Source organism: Clostridium liquoris, assembly GCF_002995785.1.
GTDB lineage: Bacteria > Bacillota > Clostridia > Clostridiales > Clostridiaceae > Clostridium_AO > Clostridium_AO liquoris.
Genome location: NZ_PVXO01000047.1, coordinates 1 through 16,876, shown reverse-complemented (window position 1 = coordinate 16,876; position 16,876 = coordinate 1). Strand labels below are relative to the sequence as shown.

Annotated in this window: 15 protein-coding genes, 1 riboswitch and 1 other annotated feature; of the genes, 12 read left to right on the top strand and 3 right to left on the bottom strand. The window is 30.5% G+C overall.

Annotated elements, in window-relative coordinates; all coding sequences use genetic code 11:
- Positions 1-234 precede the first annotated feature (234 nt).
- From CLLI_RS08500 to asnA, 12 genes are all read left to right on the top strand, one after another.
- A complete protein-coding gene (locus tag CLLI_RS08500) occupies positions 235-1,566 on the top strand; it encodes an MATE family efflux transporter (RefSeq protein ID WP_106063786.1) in 1,332 nt (443 codons plus the stop codon).
- A gap of 112 nt (positions 1,567-1,678) precedes the next feature.
- A complete protein-coding gene (locus CLLI_RS08495; protein WP_106063785.1) occupies positions 1,679-2,413 on the top strand; it encodes an ABC transporter ATP-binding protein in 735 nt (244 codons plus the stop codon).
- A 2-nt stretch (positions 2,414-2,415) separates the two neighbouring features.
- Positions 2,416-3,336 carry a SufB/SufD family protein gene (locus CLLI_RS08490; RefSeq protein WP_106063784.1) on the top strand — a complete coding sequence of 307 codons (921 nt, stop codon included), beginning with the start codon at positions 2,416-2,418 and terminating at the stop codon, positions 3,334-3,336.
- Between the two features lie 47 nt (positions 3,337-3,383).
- Positions 3,384-3,638 (top strand): hypothetical protein, encoded by a 255-nt coding sequence (locus CLLI_RS08485; RefSeq protein WP_106063783.1) that lies wholly within the window; start codon positions 3,384-3,386, stop codon positions 3,636-3,638.
- 137 nt (positions 3,639-3,775) lie between these two features.
- Positions 3,776-5,500, top strand: a complete 1,725-nt coding sequence (locus tag CLLI_RS08480) for a phospho-sugar mutase (protein ID WP_106063782.1) — start codon at positions 3,776-3,778, stop codon at positions 5,498-5,500.
- A 173-nt stretch (positions 5,501-5,673) separates the two neighbouring features.
- Positions 5,674-6,447, top strand: coding sequence for a LamB/YcsF family protein (locus CLLI_RS08475; protein ID WP_106063781.1), 774 nt, complete (start codon positions 5,674-5,676; stop codon positions 6,445-6,447).
- 32 nt (positions 6,448-6,479) lie between these two features.
- Positions 6,480-7,664: an NRAMP family divalent metal transporter gene (locus CLLI_RS08470; RefSeq protein ID WP_106063780.1), complete on the top strand. Its 1,185-nt coding sequence runs from the start codon at positions 6,480-6,482 to the stop codon at positions 7,662-7,664.
- A 14-nt stretch (positions 7,665-7,678) separates the two neighbouring features.
- The gene (gene pxpB / locus CLLI_RS08465) at positions 7,679-8,407 is read left to right on the top strand and encodes a 5-oxoprolinase subunit PxpB (RefSeq protein WP_106063779.1); all 729 of its coding nucleotides are present in this window, start codon (positions 7,679-7,681) and stop codon (positions 8,405-8,407) included.
- A 13-nt stretch (positions 8,408-8,420) separates the two neighbouring features.
- On the top strand, positions 8,421-9,458 hold the full coding sequence (locus CLLI_RS08460; RefSeq protein WP_106063778.1) for a 5-oxoprolinase subunit C family protein: 1,038 nt from the start codon (positions 8,421-8,423) through the stop codon (positions 9,456-9,458).
- 140 nt (positions 9,459-9,598) lie between these two features.
- Positions 9,599-10,447: a patatin-like phospholipase family protein gene (locus CLLI_RS08455; RefSeq protein WP_106063777.1), complete on the top strand. Its 849-nt coding sequence runs from the start codon at positions 9,599-9,601 to the stop codon at positions 10,445-10,447.
- A gap of 172 nt (positions 10,448-10,619) precedes the next feature.
- Entirely contained in the window at positions 10,620-11,966 is a 1,347-nt protein-coding gene (gene gdhA / locus CLLI_RS08450) for an NADP-specific glutamate dehydrogenase (RefSeq protein WP_106063776.1), read from the top strand.
- Positions 11,967-12,055: 89 nt separating this feature from the next.
- Positions 12,056-12,303 (top strand) — a binding site (T-box leader).
- 102 nt (positions 12,304-12,405) lie between these two features.
- Positions 12,406-13,428: an aspartate--ammonia ligase gene (gene asnA / locus CLLI_RS08445; RefSeq protein WP_106063775.1), complete on the top strand. Its 1,023-nt coding sequence runs from the start codon at positions 12,406-12,408 to the stop codon at positions 13,426-13,428.
- A 90-nt stretch (positions 13,429-13,518) separates the two neighbouring features.
- On the opposite strand, the gene CLLI_RS08440 is transcribed toward asnA, so the two are convergent.
- From CLLI_RS08440 to CLLI_RS08430, 3 genes are read right to left on the bottom strand one after another with little or no spacing between them, the layout of a single operon-like run.
- On the bottom strand, positions 13,519-14,343 hold the full coding sequence (locus CLLI_RS08440; RefSeq protein WP_106063774.1) for an ABC transporter ATP-binding protein: 825 nt from the start codon (positions 14,341-14,343) through the stop codon (positions 13,519-13,521).
- Positions 14,343-15,392, bottom strand: a complete 1,050-nt coding sequence (locus CLLI_RS08435) for a FecCD family ABC transporter permease (RefSeq protein ID WP_106063773.1) — start codon at positions 15,390-15,392, stop codon at positions 14,343-14,345. Before CLLI_RS08435 ends, CLLI_RS08440 begins: the two co-directional genes overlap by 1 nt.
- Before the next feature lie 21 nt (positions 15,393-15,413).
- Positions 15,414-16,367, bottom strand: coding sequence for an ABC transporter substrate-binding protein (locus CLLI_RS08430; protein ID WP_106063772.1), 954 nt, complete (start codon positions 16,365-16,367; stop codon positions 15,414-15,416).
- A gap of 131 nt (positions 16,368-16,498) precedes the next feature.
- A riboswitch (cobalamin riboswitch) is annotated at positions 16,499-16,677 on the bottom strand.
- Positions 16,678-16,876: the final 199 nt, after the last annotated feature.

Below are 16,876 nucleotides of genomic sequence, written 5' to 3'. Positions count from 1 at the left end.
GATATAAAAATAATCATACCATGTTTTTAATTCCATTTATTTAATGGCTAGCAATGTAACAAGTACTATGTATGAAGACTTTATATAAAACTATTTTGTTATGCCAACTTTTGATATAATTTATATATAAGTCCATTTAGATTGGATAGATTAAAATGCTTACTTTGGTTAAAAAAGATGGTGCGGTAAAAGCACAAGAAGTTGAACCTTTAGGTATAGCGGAAAGTGTTAGTTATGAAAAAGTTAATTAGTAATGAAACAAAAGAATTAAATAATATTGCGGTACCATTAATAATTCAATCAATGGCAGGATTAATTATAGGTTTTACTGATCAAGCTATGGTAGGAAGGATATCTATATTGGCATATAGTGCAGTAGGAGTTATTTCATCATTGCTATCATTGCTAGCAGGTGTTTTAGGATTTACATCTGTAGTATTTAATATTAATGGAGCAAAGTCTTTAGGAAAAGATGATAATGTAGATTTTCAAGATGAATTTATTTCATGTTTAATACTTAACATATTAATAGGTTTAATTTTTTTTATTATAATAGTTTTATTTAAAAATCCATTATTAACACTTTTATATGGATTTAAGGGGAAGATATTGGATGAAGCTGTAACCTATTTAAATATAATGGGTGTTTATATAATTATTCAATTATTATTGTTTAGCTTTTCAGCTTTATTTAAAATTAAAAAAATAACTAAGTGGATTTTAATAGGTTCAACTGGTTCTTCTATAATAAATTTAATATTAGATTATGGTCTCATATTTGGAAATTTGGGACTCCCAAAGTTAGAGATTAAAGGAGCAGCCATTGCAACAATTTTATCATTAATCATAAATTTGTTATTTTATATATGTATATGTAGAAAATATATACAGTTTAATTATAAAAAGATAAATATTTATAAATTTAAAATTAAGAACAATATAAAAGAAAGCATTCCATTAATGGGACAAGAGGTATTAGAAGGAAGCATTTTTATTATTGCAACCAATGCTATTATATCCAGAATTGGAGTAATTGAATTATCAACATATCTAATACTTACACAATTAATGAATATTATATTAATTCCTATGTATATGTACGGCTCGGCAACACTTACTTTAATTAGCCAGAATAATGGATCAAATAATGAAGAATCATTAACTAATATCCCTAAATTAAGCATATTAATATCCATGAGTATATATTTATTTTTATCTATTTTATTTCTAATATTTAGAGACTATTTGCCTAAATTAATTACTAATGATGAAAAGGTAATTTTACTTGCTAGTAACTTATTAATATATATAATTATATCTAATATATTCAATCCTTTTTGCACCATTTATAAATATTCTTTACAATCATTGAATGAAAGTAAATTTGTTTTATTTAATACAGCGAAAGTAAATTTTCTATCATTATTTCTTATGTGTTTTTTTATATATATTTTAAAAATTCAAATATACGGTATATTTATATCGTTATTTCTTAATTATTTTATTGTGTTTATGATTTATTTAAAAAAATACAATAGGTGTATTGCAAAAAAATTCAACAGTTAATCAAATTTTATTGAATTTCTTTACACCTTTTTTTAATACTTTAGATGTGGTAAAATTGACTTTGAAATGTTTACAGTAAGACAACAGAATTATAGAAAGAAGGGATAAAGTAATGTTGGAATTTCAAAATGTATCTCTAAAGGTAGATGAAAATGGTAAAGAAATTACTATATTAGATGATATAAATTTGGAGCTTAGGGAAAATAAGATTTATGTTATAACTGGTCCAAATGGAGGGGGGAAAACTACATTATCAAAACTTTTAATGGGAATTAGAAAACCTACTTCAGGAAAAATTATTTTTGACAATAATGATATAACAAATATGGATATAACTAAAAGGGCAAAACTAGGTATAGGATATGCTTTTCAACAGCCTCCAAGATTTAAAGGCTTAAAGGTAAGGGAACTTTTAGAATTAGCTGCAAAGGCTGATGATAACATGGATGTAGATTTGTGCAAATTGTTAATAGATGTGGGATTATGTCCTCAAGATTATATGGAGAGAGAAATAAATAATAGTCTCTCTGGTGGAGAGTTAAAGAGAATAGAAATTGCTACAATTTTAGCAAGAAAGTTAAAATTAGCGGTTTTTGATGAACCAGAAGCGGGAATCGATTTATGGAGTTTCCAAAAGCTTGTAGAAACATTTAAAAAGCTTCATGAAGAAAGCAAAGTAACTCTTGTTATAATTTCTCATCAAGAAAGAATAATTGAACTTGCTGATGAAGTAATAGTTATAGCTGATGGTAAGGTAAAAGAGAGAACAACAAAAGATAATATCTTATCTCAGATAGTTTCAGATTCAGCTTGCGGATGTAATGCAGTTTGCGGTAGGAGGAGATAGGCATGCTAGGTTCTGTAGAAGAAAAGATATTAAATATTATAGATAACGTAAAAGATATATTTGGCGGAGCACATAATATAAGAAAAGATGGAGAAAAGTTTGATAGAAGTATTTCTCCTAATATTAACATAGTAAATAAAACTGACAAAAGTGGAATAGATGTAATTGTTAAACCAAATACTAAGGGCGAAAGCGTACATATACCTGTAATACTAACTCAGGAAGGTATTCATGATTTAGTGTATAATACCTTTGAAATAGGGGAAGGTTCAGACGTAGATGTAATAGCAGGTTGTGGAATACATAATCCTGGACACTCAAAAACTCAACATGATGGAGTTCATGAGTTCTTTGTAAGAAAAGGAGCTAAATTAAAATACATAGAAAAACACTACGCTGAAGGTGAAGGACAAGGGAAAAAGGTATTCAATTCTAAAACTATCCTCCATGTAGAAGAGGGAGGAAAGGTTGAGATGGAACTTATACAGATAAGAGGGGTAGATAGCACAAAAAGAGAAACAGAAATATATCTAGGAAAAGAAGCAAATCTTGTTATAACAGAAAGAATGCTTACAGATTATAACCAAGATGCAGAATCACATATAAATATAGAAATGAATGGGGAAAATGCAACAGCCCAAGTAATTTCTCGTTCTGTTGCAAAGGCGGATTCAAAACAAGTATTTTATTTCAATGTAGCTGGTAAAAATAAATGTAGAGGACACGTACAGTGTGATTCTATAATTATGGGGAATGCTAAAGTTAATTCAATTCCATCTATTTCTGCAGAACATAATGAAGCAGAATTAATACATGAAGCGGCAATTGGAAAAATTGCTAATGATCAGCTTATGAAGCTTATGTCATTAGGACTAACTGAAAAAGAAGCAGAGGATACTATTTTAAAAGGTTTCTTAAGATAAATACTTTTAGCAATTAAGCTATAAAGCTTAGTGGAAAGGAAAGTGAAATGAAGAATAAGCAATCCTTAGTTAATATGATGTTTGTAGCAATAACTTTGCTTACAATAGTTGGTAAAAGTTTACCAGTAAATTCTGCTGGTAGGTTAATATTAACAGTTATTAGTGTACTCATTGTTATTCCGTATACTGTGATCTTTGTTAAAGATAAGATGTATAGCAGCAAATTAAATTTGTTTACTGCTATATTATCTATATTTCAAATTATGAATATACTTTATTATACTTATGTATTAAAAAAATAAAAAAGAAGCTATATTTCTTTTAAAGTGCACCTCAAATGAGGTGCATTTTTATAGAAAGATATTAAAACTACTAATATATTATCATAAAATTTGATACAATAAATATATTACATAGTAATTGGAAAGGGGATAATTTTATGGATTATATGAAAGTTTATGAAGAATGGCTAAACAATGAATATTTTGATAAGGAAACTAGAGAAGAATTAAAAAGTATAAAGGACAATCCTAAAGAAATAGAAGATAGATTTTATAGAAATTTGGAATTTGGTACGGCAGGACTTAGAGGGAAAATTGCAGCAGGAACTAATAGGATGAATAAATACATAATAGCTAAAACAACTCAGGGACTTGCAAATTTTATAATAGAACAAGGGAAAGCAGCTATGGAAAGAGGAGTAGCTATAGCTTATGATTGCAGACACCATTCTTATAAGTTTGCTCAAACTGCGGCTCTAGTTTTAGCAGCTAATGGAATAAAAGCTTATCTTTTTGAAAGTTTAAGACCAACTCCAGAGTTATCATATACAGTAAGGAGACTTAAAACTATTTCAGGTATAGTGGTAACTGCTAGCCATAATCCTAGGGAATATAATGGATATAAGGTTTATTGGGAAGATGGTGCTCAAATACTTTCAAGTATTGCAGATCCAATACTTGAAAAAATAGAAAATATAAAAAGCTTTGATGAGATTAAAAAGATTTCTGAAGAAGAAGCAAAGAAAAAGGGACTTCTCCAAATAATAGGTAAAGAAATAGATGATGAATATATAGCAAAAGTAAAAGGATTAAGTCTTAGAGATGATATAGACAAGGATGTAAAAATAGTATACACTCCTTTAAATGGAACCGGTAACATACCAGTAAGAAGAGTGTTAAAAGAAAGAGGATTTACAAATATTATTGTAGTGCCAGAGCAGGAAAATCCAGATCCAGACTTTACTACAGTGGGTTATCCTAATCCAGAAGATACAAAGGCATTTAAATATGCTGAGAATTTAGGGAAAAAAGTTGGAGCAGAACTTTTAATAGCTACAGATCCAGATTGTGATAGACTGGCTATAATGGTTAGGGATAAAAATGGAAAATACGTATCCTTTAATGGAAATCAAACTGGAGCTATATTGATTAGATATATATTAGAAAGTAAAAAAGAAAAGGGCACATTACCAAAAAACGGAGCAATAATTAAATCTATAGTTACAGGGGATATGGGCAAGGCAATAGGAGAAAAGTATGGGGTAAAGACATTTGAAACCTTAACTGGATTTAAGAATATATGCGGAAAAGAAAATGAATTTGAAAAAACTGGGGAATATAAGTTTATATTTGGTTATGAAGAAAGTATAGGATATGTGGCTGGAGATTTTGTAAGAGATAAGGATGCAGTTATATCTTCCATGCTTTTATGTGAAGCAGCAGCTTACTACAAAACCTTAGGAAAATCATTAATAGATGTTTTAAATGAAACCTATGAGGAATTAGGATATTATAGAGAAAAGCTTATTTCTGTAGTACTTGAAGGGATAGAAGGACAACAGAGAATAGAAAGAATGATGGAGGTTTACAGAAAGGAATTCCCTAAACAAATAGGGAAAGCTAAGTTAATAAAATATATAGATTTAGAAGAAGGAAAGGAATATGATTTAACTTCTAACACAGAAAGTGATAGTGAAATTCCAAAATCCAATGTACTTAAATTTATATTAGATGATGAAGCATGGTATGCAGTAAGACCTTCTGGTACTGAGCCTAAAATAAAAATTTATATGTATTCTAAAGCAAAAACATTAGAAGAAGCCCAAAACAAATTAAAAGTAATGGAAAAGGTAATTATGGGTAAATTAAATTCAGTAGAATAGAATTAAATTATTATCTTAATATATGTAAACAGGTACTATATAAGAAAATTATGTAGTACCTGTTTTATTATTTATTAATGTAAATTAAAGGAAAAGTGGAATAAATATAGAATTATAGAAATATGAGTAATTAGTTACATGATTACTAAAATTGAATTTAAGGAGGGCTTTTTATGAGAAATATGGTTGACTTAAATAGTGATCTTGGGGAAAGCTTTGGAAGCTACAAAATAGGTATGGATGAAGAGGTGCTAAAATATGTTTCTTCAGCAAATATAGGTTGTGGATGGCATGCAGGAGATCCAATGGTTATGGAAAAAACAATAGATATAGGAGCTAAAAATGGATTAGGTATAGGGGCCCATCCTGGATTCCCTGATTTGTTAGGCTTTGGTAGAAGAAAAATGGATATAACTCCTGAGGAGGGAAGAAATTATGTAATTTATCAATTAGGAGCACTTCAAGCTTTTGCTAGAGCTAAAGGGATAGAAGTTCAACATGTAAAGCTTCATGGGGCATTTTATAATATGGCAGCGATAGATTATAAATTATCATTGGAAATAGCTAAAGGAATATATCAGGTAGATAAGGATATCATTTTACTTGCCCTTGCAGGAAGCCAAATGGTGAAGGCAGGAAAAGAAGCAGGGCTTAAAGTTGCAGAAGAAGTTTTTGCAGATAGAGCCTATAATTCTAATGGGACATTAGTTTCCAGAAAGCTTCCTGGATCAGTGATACATGATAAGGATTCGGCCATAGAAAGAGTGAAGTCTATGGTTAAGTATGGAAAGGTAAAGGCTATTACAGGGGAAGAAATAGATATAAAAGCAGATTCAATATGTGTTCATGGAGATAATCCAGAGGCAGTAGATTTTGTTAAGCTTATAAGAGAAAGGCTTGAGGAAGACGGCATTCAAATAAAACCACTTAAGGAAATAATTAAATAATAGGCAATAGATAATAAATAAGGGGGATAATTATGGGGAAAAAGAATGCATCAGCTCTTTTAGGGGCAGCCTTTCTTATGGCTACCTCATCAATAGGACCAGGTTTTTTAACTCAGACTGCAACATTTACAGAAAAATACAAAGGTGATTTTGCATTTGTAATATTGATATCTATTATTTTAACTATAGGAGCCCAGGTAAATGTTTGGAGAGTTATTGGTGTATCTGGTATGAGAGCTCAAGATATATCAAATAAATTATTGCCAGGACTTGGGTATTTTGTAGCCTTTATTGTAGCACTTGGAGGGCTTGCCTTTAATATAGGTAATGTAGGCGGGGCAGCCATGGGGCTTAATGTTATTTTTGGGTTGAACTTAAAGGCTGGTGCAGTAATATCAGCAGCTTTATGTATAGCTATATTTTTATCTAAAGAAATGGGAAAAGCTATGGATAAACTTACTGTGGTATTGGGTGCAATAATGATTTTATTAGTAGCTTATGTGGCTATAATAACGAAACCGCCAGTAGGGTTAGCATTACAGAGAAGTATTATGCCAGAAAAAATAGACTTCTTCCCAATTATCACATTGGTAGGTGGCACTGTTGGAGGATATATTACCTTTTCAGGTGGTCATAGACTTATAGATGCGGGTATAACTGGAAAGGAAAATGTAAAGGAAATAACTAAATCTTCAACTTTAGGTATAGCAGTTTCCTCCATTATGAGAATATTACTTTTCTTAGCTGTGTTAGGAGTGGTTTGTGCAGGAAATAAATTAGACCCAGCTAATCCGCCAGCTTCAGCTTTTAAAATAGCAGCAGGAAATATAGGCTATAAATTCTTTGGCGTGGTAATAGGAGCTGCTGCAATAACTTCAGTGGTAGGAGCAGCTTATACATCTGTGTCATTTTTAAGAACTTTATCTAAATCCATTGATAAAAACGCTAATAAATGGATAATAGCATTTATTTTAGTGTCTACCATTATATTTATTACCATTGGACAGCCAGTTAAATTATTGATATTAGCAGGTTCACTAAATGGACTAATATTACCTATTACTTTAGCAATTATGTTGGTGGCATCTGTAAATAAAAATATAGTTGGAGATTATAAACATCCTATATGGCTGCTTGTTTTAGGAATAATAGTAGTATTAATTTCAGCTTATGCTGGAGGAAAATCATTAATGGGAATTAAAAACTTATTCATATAAGGGTGGTGACTTAATTGTACAATGAGCCAAAATATTTATTAGCAGGAGACAAAGCAATTACTGTTGAGTTTGGAGATGAAATTAAAGAGGAAATAAATAAGCTTGTAAGAAGTATGTCTTATGCAATTAATAATAAAAATATTAAAGGAATAATAGAAATAATTCCTACCTATAGATCAATCTCGATTCAGTATAATCCTTTGGAAATAACTATTGGGGATTTAATTGAAAGATTAAAAGAAATATATGCAAATATAGATAGTATACAATTGCCTCCTGCTAAAGTTATTGAGATACCAACAGTGTATGGTGGGGAATATGGACCGGATATAGAATTTGTATCACAGTATAACAATATATCCACAGATGAAGTTATAAAATTTCATACTTCTGTAGACTATTTAATATATATGTTGGGTTTTACTCCTGGCTTTACTTATCTTGGAGGACTTCCAAGGGAAATAGAGACACCACGTTTAAAAACTCCAAGAACTAAAATACCAGCTGGGTCTACAGGAATAGCAGGAAAACAAACAGGAATCTATCCTATAGAAAGCCCTGGGGGATGGCAGCTTATAGGAAGAACACCTCTAAAGCTTTATGATCCAAAACGTAACCCTCCTATAATATTAAATGCAGGAGATTACTTGAGATTTATTTCAATAGGCGAAAAAGAATATAAAGAAATATTAAAATTAGTAGAAGAAAATAAATATGAAATAAAAATAAAGGATAAAGAGTAGAGAAGGTGTGAAAATGGGGGATCTAAAAGTAATAACTCCTGGGCTATTAACAACAGTACAGGATAAAGGAAGAATAGGATATCAACAATTTGGTATGCCGGTAGCTGGAGCTATGGATGAATATTCTTTAAGACTTGGAAATATCTTGTTAGAAAATGAAGAATATGAAGCAGCTCTAGAGGTTACTATGCTTGGACCAGAAATTGAATTTAATATAGATACAGCAATTGCTATTACTGGAGGAAATCTTCAGCCTAAAATCAATGATATTGAAGTGGAAATGTGGAGAACTTTAAAAATAAATAAGGGGGATAAATTATCCTTTGGAAAAGTAAAAGATGGTTTAAGAAGTTATATATGTTTTTATGGAGGAATGGATATTCCAAAGATTATGGGGAGTAAATCTACTTATGCAAAAGCCTTAGTAGGAGGATTTAATGGCAGAGCTCTAAAGAGTGGTGATGAATTACAACTAATAAAAAAACAAGAAGATTTTAATCATATTTTAAATAGAAAAATAAAGGAAGCCTATATACCTAAATTTACAGGTAGTTATAATATAAGAGTAATACTAGGACCCCAAGAAGAATATTTCACAGAAGGTGGAATAAATACCCTTCTATCTTCTACTTATGAGGTAACTAATGAATGTGACAGAATGGGATATAGACTATCTGGAGAAAAAATAGAGCATAGGGAAGGAGCAGATATAATATCAGATGGTATAGCTTTAGGGTCTATTCAAGTACCTGGTCATGGTATGCCAATTATAATGATGGCAGATAGACAGACTACAGGGGGATATACTAAAATAGCTACCATAATATCTCCAGACATAGCAATCCTTGCTCAGGCAAAACCAGGAGATAAGATAAATTTTACTAAAGTATCTGTAAAAGAAGGTCAAAATATTTTTAAGGAATATGAGGATAAATTTCAGGAAATTAGAGATTCCATAGAAAAGATAAATTTAGAAGTACTAAGAAAAAAGGCATATAGAGTAAAGGTCAATGGTGAAAGTTTTAATGTATTAGTGGAGGAAGTTAAATAGATTGGGACAAATTTTTTTAAAAGGCGGGAAACCGTCTTTTTTTGTTAATATTTTGTTACATGATATAAAATAAAATGAAATCATTAAGTATATGATGTATGCTTATAATGTATGAATTTTATTTATGAGGAGAGATAACTATGGAAAAGGTAGGATTAGTGCTTGAAGGTGGAGGAATGAGAGGGGTATATACTGCGGGGATATTAGATTTCTTCATGGAAAAGAACCTTTATTTTCCATATGTCATAGGAGTTTCTATGGGGGCTTGTAATGCAGCTTCTTATATATCTAGACAAATAGGCAGAAATAAGGCAGTAACTATAAATTATGTAAATGATCCTAGATACATAGGGTACAGAAATTTCTTAAAATGCAAAAGTATATTTGGCATAGATTTTATTTATAATGAGATACCATATAAATTAGAACCATTTGATTTTGATACTTTTTCTAATTCAAAGGAAAAACTTATTATTGTTGCTACAGATTGTCATACAGGGAAACCTATATATTTCAATAAAGATGAACATAAAGACATATTAACTATTATAAGGGCATCTAGCAGCCTTCCTTTTATATCCCCAATAGTTAAATACAAAGATATGTGCTTATTAGATGGTGGTATTTCAGATTCAATTCCCATAAATAAATCTATAAAGGATGGAAACAATAAGAATGTTATAATTCTTACCAGACCTAAAGGATATAGAAAAGAGCCTTTTAAAGGGAAGAAATTATTGAAAAAGGTGTATTCTGGTTATGATGGATTGATTAATTCTATTGAAAATAGATACAGAATGTACAATGCTACCTTAGATTATATTGAAAAACTTGAAAGAGAAAAAAAGGCAATTGTAATAAGACCAAAAGAAAACTTAAAAGTAGGAAGACTAGAAAAAAACAAGGAAAAGTTGGAGAAGTTATACAGATTCGGATACCGTGATGCTAAAAAATATTATGATGAAGTCATTAAATGGGCTATAATATAAAAAGCGTATTATTATTGCAACTACGGAATAAAAAAATTTCATAGTTGCAATTATTAGCCTGTACAAATAGATAAACATTTGATAAAATGAAAGAGTTATAAAAAAAAGTTGCAGGTTTTATAAAAAATGATTTTTGAAAAATATAAAACACATATACACAGGAGGTAATATTATGAATGCGCAATGCTATGTAAATGAAGTTTACAATGATGTAGTAAAAAGAAATGGGAATGAACCAGAATTTCTTCAAGCAGTTAAAGAGGTATTGAATTCACTTGTACCTGTCCTAGAAAGACATTCAGAATACATAGAAGATGGCATAGTTGAACGATTAGTAGAACCAGAAAGAATGATTGTATTTAGAGTGCCATGGATAGATGATAATGGTAAAGTTCATGTGAATAGAGGATTTAGAGTACAGTTCAACAGTGCTATTGGACCTTACAAAGGAGGACTTAGATTCCATCCAACAGTTAATGCAAGTATAATAAAATTTTTAGGCTTTGAGCAGATATTTAAAAACTCCTTAACAGGACTTCCAATAGGAGGAGGTAAAGGTGGAGCTGACTTTGATCCTAAAGGAAAATCTAATAGAGAAATTATGAGATTCTGCCAAAGCTTTATGTCAGAATTATTTAGACATGTAGGACAATTTACAGATATACCAGCAGGGGATATAGGTGTTGGCGGAAGAGAGATAGGATACCTTTTTGGAGAGTATAAGAAAATTAAAAATCAATATGAAGCTGGAGTTCTAACAGGAAAAGGAATAAACTATGGAGGAAGCTTAACAAGAAAAGAAGCTACAGGTTATGGTCTTATATACTTTGTGGAAAGAATGCTTCAAGCTAAAAATAAGGATTTTCGTGGGAAAACTGTAATTGTATCTGGTTCAGGTAATGTTGCTATTTATGCAATTGAAAAGGCTCAGGAATTAGGAGCTACTGTGGTCGCATGTAGTGATTCTAATGGATATGTTTATGATAAAGATGGTATAGATTTAGATTATGTTAAAGAAATTAAAGAAGTACAGAGAAAGAGAATTTCAGAATACATAAAATACCGCCCACAGGCAGAATATCACGAAGGATGTTCAGGAATTTGGACAATTAAATGTGATATTGCTTTACCTTGTGCTACTCAAAATGAGATAGATGAAAATTCTGCAAAGATATTAGTTGAAAATGGTGTTATAGCAGTAGGAGAAGGTGCTAATATGCCTTCTACATCAGAAGCTGTAAGTGTATTTTTAGATAGTAATGTGCTTTTTGGACCAGCTAAAGCAGCTAATGCAGGTGGAGTTGCAACTTCTGCTCTTGAAATGTCTCAAAATAGCATGAGATTATCTTGGAGTTTTGAAGAAGTTGATAATAGGCTTAAAAAGATAATGATTAACATTTATGAAAATGTAAGCTCTGCTGCAGCAGAATATGGCTGTGAAGATAATTTAGTTTTAGGAGCAAATATAGCTGGATTTTTAAAGGTTGCAGATGCAATGCTTCAGGAGGGAATAGTGTAGTTTAATTAATAATTATTAATTGATTAAATTGTATTGACATTGTGAAAGTTAGACTATATAATATTAATCAATAATTAAACACTGATTGAGAAAAGACAGTGATGAGAAGAGTAAGTATAAAGGGTAGTGTTAGCGAGTCGACGGCGGTGGAAGGTCGATACGAAATTTATACAGAAGAACATCTCTGAGTCTCTAACTGAAATCAACTATGCTTTGAGAGTAGGCTTAGACGGAACCGGACCGTTAGAACTGGAAAGTATTGATTGATACTTTTACTTAAGAGAGCTTTTATAGCTAATTAGGGTGGTACCACGGAAGTTAACCTTTCGTCCCTTCATTGGGATGAAGGGTTTTTTTATTGCCTAAAATTATTAAAAAATTCAATAGCGCTATAAGTGACTTTTAACTAGGATAATATTATTTTATAGGAGGAAGTATTATGGGTAAATATGATGAAAGATTAATAATACCGGAAGGATATAAAACGGAATTAGACTTAAAGGAGACAGAAATAGCAATAAAGACTGTAAAAGACTTTTTTGAAAGAGCTTTGGCAAAAAAACTAAATTTAATCAGAGTTTCAGCGCCACTATTTGTAAGAAGTGACAGAGGATTAAATGATAACTTAAATGGGATAGAAAGACCAGTAAGCTTTACTATAAAAGATGATAATGAAGCTGAAGTAGAAATAGTACATTCTTTAGCAAAATGGAAGAGAATGGCTTTATATAGATATGGATTCTCTGTTGGAGAGGGCTTATATACTGATATGGATGCTATAAGAAGAGATGAAGATTTAGATAACATTCACTCAATTTATGTGGATCAATGGGATTGGGAAAAGGTTTTAAGAAAAGAAGATAGAAATGAAGAATTTTTAAAGGATACAGTAAGAAAAATATATGAGGTATTTAAGGAAACAGAAGAATATATATGCGGAGTTTATCCATTTTTAGGCAAAGAATTGCCAGAGGAAATAACCTTTATTACTTCTCAGGAATTAGAAGATATGTTTCCAGGTCTTACTGCTAAAGAAAGAGAAGATGCAATAACAAAGGAAAAAAAGGCAGTATTTTTAATGAAAATAGGAAATATACTGAGATCTGGAGAAAGACATGATGGAAGAGCTCCAGACTATGACGATTGGGAATTAAATGGAGATATATTATTCTGGAATCCATTGCTTAAAAGAGCTTTCGAATTATCTTCCATGGGAATAAGAGTTGATGAAGAATCCTTATTAAAACAGCTAAAACTAGCTAATTGTGAAGAAAGAAAGAACTTAGAGTTTCATAGATTATTACTAGAGAAGAAACTTCCATATACCATAGGTGGAGGTCTTGGACAGTCAAGAATATGTATGTTCTTTTTAAAGAAGGCTCATATAGGAGAAGTTCAATCTTCAATTTGGCCTGAAGAAATGATAGAAAAATGTGCTGAACATAATATAAAATTATTATAGTAAAACAAAGGCTAAAACCTTCCTTTGGCTTAACATTTTTTAATAAAAGTTAAATATAGGAAGGTTTTATTTTTCATAAAATATTAGTATTTATAAACATTGAACCTTTAATTCCTCTTTAACAAAGTTTTTACTTATTGGGATAATATGAGGTTTTCCTGTGACAGGATTTTTCATTATATAGGCATCTATATTGTAGGCATCCCTAATATTTTTTTCTGTTAATACTTCCTCTACGGCACCATGAGATAAAACCTTACCATCCTTTAGAAGTATTAATGAATCACTATATTGTGCTGCTAAGTTTAAATCGTGTAGAACAGCTATTATAGTGACATTTCTATTTAAATATTTTATAGTATCTAAAATTTCAATTTGATGTTGTATATCAAGATTAGAAATAGGCTCATCCAAAAGCATTATTTCGCTTTCTTGGGACAATGCTCTTGCTATAATTACCCGTTGACGTTCTCCACCGCTTAATTCATTTATGCTTTTATCTTTTAAATCCCAGGTATTAGTCATTTCCATAGCTTCTTTTACTATTTTTATGTCATTTTCCTTTTCACTTTCAAATCTTTTTAAATAAGGAGTTCTTCCCATAAGTACAATATCCATTACAGAAAAATCAAAATCAATATTTGTATTTTGAGGTACGGAGCTTAATTTTTTAGCAAAGTCTTTACTTTTAAAGGAATTCACATCTTTGCTATCTATATAAATGCATTTATTTTCTACAGGTAGTACTCTTAATATATTTTTTAAAAGAGTAGTTTTTCCAGAACCATTAGGACCTATAATGCTGTGAAATTTGTTTTTTTCAAAATTAATATTTATATTATTTAATATTACTTTATCTCCATAACTGCAATTTAAGTTTTCTATATTTATTGAATATGAACAATTTTTAGACATTACATCACCTTCTTTTTATTCTTTATTAATAGATATATAAAGTAAGGTGCTCCAAAAATTGAAGTAATAGCACCTACTGGTATTTCTGCAGGTGGTACTAAAATCCTTGCTAAAGTATCAGAAATTATCATAAATATGGCACCGCCTAAAGCACTAAAAGGTAATAAGACTCTATTATCCGGACCAACCAGCATCCTTATCATATGGGGAATAATTAATCCTACAAAGCCAATTATTCCACTTACAGATACACAGGCTGCTATGATTATAGAGGAAATTATTATAAGAATTTTTTTTACCCTTTCTACTTCTATTCCTAAACTACTGGCTGTTTCATCTCCTGTAAGTATTACATTTAAGTCTTTTGAATAAGAAAATATTAAGATACTAGATATAAATATAAATGGGAGTAAAGAAAATACTTGCTTCCAATTGGCAGAAGATAAACTCCCCATAGTCCAAAATACAATTTGGTCTACCTGCTCTCTATTAAATATCATTATAAGTGATATTAGAGAAGATAAAAGAAAACTTACGGATACACCAGCTAGAAGTAAAGTATTAGTAGGAAGTTTTGTACCTACCTTAGCTATATTATATACAACAATAGTAGTTAAAATAGCTCCTATAAAAGCGAAGAAAGTTATACCTCCTACACCAAGTATAGTTTGAAAACCAATTATAATAGCAATAGATGCTCCTAGTGCAGAACCTGAAGATATTCCAAGCACATAAGGATCTGCCATGGGATTTTTAAAAAGGGCTTGAAATACAGTACCTACTATGGATAAACCAGCTCCAATAAGAGCTGCAAGGACAATTCTTGGAAGCCTAATATTTAATATAATTAAGGTATGTGTATTAGAAATACCTTCTGTATTTATGTATTTCCCTATGAAAGGGAGTTTTGATGCTAGAATTTTCATTGTTTGAAAAAAGGTTATATTGGCTATACCTAACGTACTTGATATAATCACTAATATTAAAAGAATTAATACTAATACAGAAAATAGAATTTTATAATGTTTTTTGTTATTAGTAAATGACATCAAAATTCCCCTTTTCAAATTTTATTTAAAAAGTTCTGGGTGAATTATCTTAGCTAAAGCTTCTAATCCATCTGCCAGTCTTGGACCTTGTCTATCTAGCATATTATTGTCAATTTCATATAGCTTTTCCTTTTTTACTGCATCTAAGTCTTTATATCCATTGCTCTGTTTAAGTCTTGATTTAGAATCAAAATACTGTGAACAGATAAGTATATCTGGATTTTTTTCTAATAATTTTTCTACACTATATTTCCAACCTATGGCATCTTCAGCTACATTTTTTCCACCTGCCATAGTAATGGCTTTATCTATAAAAGTGTCTTTTCCAGCGGTGAAATCTCCAGATTTACCAAAATCTATAACATAGTAAACAGAAGGTGTTCCTTTATTAGCTACCTTAGTTGTTATGTCTTCTACCTTTTTCTTCATATTGCCTACAACTTCTTTTGATTTATCATTGGCATTTAAAACCTGACCTACTTTTGAAATAGTATCATATGCACCTTCGAAATTCTCTTGACCATAAAAACATACTACTTTTATGCCCAAGTCTTCTAACTTTTTAATAACTCCTTTTTCTACGTGAGTAGATCCAATTACTAAGTCTGGTTTTAAATCTATTATTTTTTCTATACTAGGGGACTGCAAGCTTCCTATAGAGGAAATATTTTTAACATCATCAGGATAATCACAGAAATCTGTTCTTCCAACTAATTTATTACCTTTACCTAGTGCAAAAATTGTTTCGGTAATATTTGGACCAAGGGATATAACCCTTTGGGGTTCCTTTTCTATGGTAACTTCTCTATTGTAGGAATCCTTTACTTTTAAGGGGTACTTTGTTTCTAAAGAAGTCTCAGAGTTTTCCTTTTTATCCTTCTTATTTTCTGTGCTACTTGAGTTTGAACATGCTGATAAGGAAACAATTAAAATTAATGATAAAAACAATACAAATAATTTTTTACTTCGATACATTTAATCTCCTCCATTTGTTTAAATCTTTTATTAAAGCATTTTTTAATTAATATTAACGCAAATAAAAAAACCATTATCCGAATAAGATAATGGTTTAAAGACTTCTAAACCAGAAGCTCATCCTCGCAAGCTATATGTTCATATCATAGGCAGGTCTCCTGGCTTAGAATCATCATCCATTAACACCTTCCCCAAAATATTGAGTGGTAAATTGTTAATGAACTCCTCATTACAGTGGCGGGACCGCAGAAGACTTTAACATCTTTCCCTTTTAAACCTAAAGTAAGGTACCTATAATTAACTTCATATTCCATTTTAAGAATTTTATAATTTAACTTGAGTTTAACACTTCTTTAAATTTATGTCAATATATATGAAACCCTTGTTTGTGTCAAGTTAAAGTGGGCAATTTATTTTTTGAATTTTTCCCATTATAAATTCAGTTGAAAATTTTATCCAATAGGGCTTCGCCCGCGGCCCGAAAGGGCGTACTTATCCCCTTAATTTTT

Coding starts and splice junctions, on each gene's coding strand:
- CLLI_RS08500 (WP_106063786.1), top strand. CDS start 235: ATGAAAAAGTTAATTAGTAATGAAACAAAAGAATTAAATAATATTGCG.
- CLLI_RS08495 (WP_106063785.1), top strand. CDS start 1,679: ATGTTGGAATTTCAAAATGTATCTCTAAAGGTAGATGAAAATGGTAAA.
- CLLI_RS08490 (WP_106063784.1), top strand. CDS start 2,416: ATGCTAGGTTCTGTAGAAGAAAAGATATTAAATATTATAGATAACGTA.
- CLLI_RS08485 (WP_106063783.1), top strand. CDS start 3,384: ATGAAGAATAAGCAATCCTTAGTTAATATGATGTTTGTAGCAATAACT.
- CLLI_RS08480 (WP_106063782.1), top strand. CDS start 3,776: ATGGATTATATGAAAGTTTATGAAGAATGGCTAAACAATGAATATTTT.
- CLLI_RS08475 (WP_106063781.1), top strand. CDS start 5,674: ATGAGAAATATGGTTGACTTAAATAGTGATCTTGGGGAAAGCTTTGGA.
- CLLI_RS08470 (WP_106063780.1), top strand. CDS start 6,480: ATGGGGAAAAAGAATGCATCAGCTCTTTTAGGGGCAGCCTTTCTTATG.
- CLLI_RS08460 (WP_106063778.1), top strand. CDS start 8,421: ATGGGGGATCTAAAAGTAATAACTCCTGGGCTATTAACAACAGTACAG.
- CLLI_RS08455 (WP_106063777.1), top strand. CDS start 9,599: ATGGAAAAGGTAGGATTAGTGCTTGAAGGTGGAGGAATGAGAGGGGTA.
- gdhA (WP_106063776.1), top strand. CDS start 10,620: ATGAATGCGCAATGCTATGTAAATGAAGTTTACAATGATGTAGTAAAA.
- asnA (WP_106063775.1), top strand. CDS start 12,406: ATGGGTAAATATGATGAAAGATTAATAATACCGGAAGGATATAAAACG.
- CLLI_RS08440 (WP_106063774.1), bottom strand. CDS start 14,343: ATGTCTAAAAATTGTTCATATTCAATAAATATAGAAAACTTAAATTGC.
- CLLI_RS08435 (WP_106063773.1), bottom strand. CDS start 15,392: ATGTCATTTACTAATAACAAAAAACATTATAAAATTCTATTTTCTGTA.
- CLLI_RS08430 (WP_106063772.1), bottom strand. CDS start 16,367: ATGTATCGAAGTAAAAAATTATTTGTATTGTTTTTATCATTAATTTTA.